Raw genomic sequence first — 1,131 nt, 5'->3', positions numbered from 1 at the left:
GCGATGACGCTTGCCAACTGGTAGCCCATGCCTGCCCCGGTGTAGCGGATATCGGCGTCGAAACTCTCAGCGATCAGGGCTGCCTGCGGCCCGTACTGCACGTCGTGGAGCACCAGGCTGAGGACGATTGCAAGTCCCACCAGCAGCGAATTGCCGGTATTGAGCAGGCCGAAGTAGGGGAAGGCGAACACTGCCGTCAGGACGATGCCGATCCCGTAGACCCGCCGCCGGCCGAACCTGTCCGAGAGCCGGCCGAAAAGCGGAATGCTGATCAGACCCAGCGCGGCGGCAATGAGCGTGTCGTCCAGGATTGAGTTGCTGTTGAGCTTGAGCTGTTTCACCGCGTAGGTGAGGACGAAGGTGATGAACAGGTAGAACGGGGCCTGCTCCGAGGTGCGGACCAATGCCGTCAGAAAGACCTGCTTGGGCTGGCGCTTGAAGACCTCGATCAGGGGGTTCTTGACCACCAGGTTGGCCTTTCGGACAGCCTCGAATTCCGGGCTTTCGATGACGCGCAGCCGGACGAAGAGGCCAACGCCGATCAGCAGGATGCTGAGGATGAACGGGATCCTCCAGCCGTAGGCGGCGAAGCCTTCGGTGCCCGTCATCCCGGATGTGATGCGGACGACGCCGGTGGAGAGGACCAGCCCGATCGGAACGCCCATCTGGGGCCAGCTCGCGGAGAGTCCGCGGCGCTTTTGGTGTCCCCACTCCATGCTCAGCAGGACCGAGCCGCCCCATTCGCCGCCGACGCCGATCCCCTGGATGATGCGCAGGGCCACGAGAAGGATCGGCGCGGCGATGCCAATGCTCTGGTAGGTCGGCAGCAGGCCGATGAGTACGGTGCCGAAAGCCATCAGGAACAACGTCGCCATGAGCGTCGTCTTGCGCCCGATCCGGTCGCCGAAATGCCCGAAGATGGCAGCGCCCACCGGGCGGGCGACGAAGCCGACGAACTGAGTGGCGAAGGCGGCGAGGATCCCGGCGAAGGCGTTTTGCCCGGGGAAAAACAGCTGCGGGAACACCAGCGCCGCGGCGGTGCCATAGAGGAAAAAGTCGTACCACTCGATCGTGGTTCCGACGACGCTTGCGAGCGTGGCACGCCGTACAGCCTGCGCGTGGGTCACTTCC

The 1,131-nt window shown here is 64.4% G+C and carries 1 protein-coding gene; it reads right to left on the bottom strand.

Annotated elements, in window-relative coordinates; all coding sequences use genetic code 11:
* Window positions 1-1,131 (bottom strand): MFS transporter (locus AB4Y86_RS19380; RefSeq protein ID WP_441403743.1); only part of this gene is annotated, 1,131 nt, incomplete at both ends.

This window comes from Arthrobacter sp. 2YAF22_2, from assembly GCF_052114645.1.
Taxonomy (GTDB): Bacteria; Actinomycetota; Actinomycetes; order Actinomycetales; family Micrococcaceae; genus Arthrobacter.
Note: the sequence above shows the minus strand (reverse complement) of the source record. Positions and strands in the feature narration are given on the sequence as shown.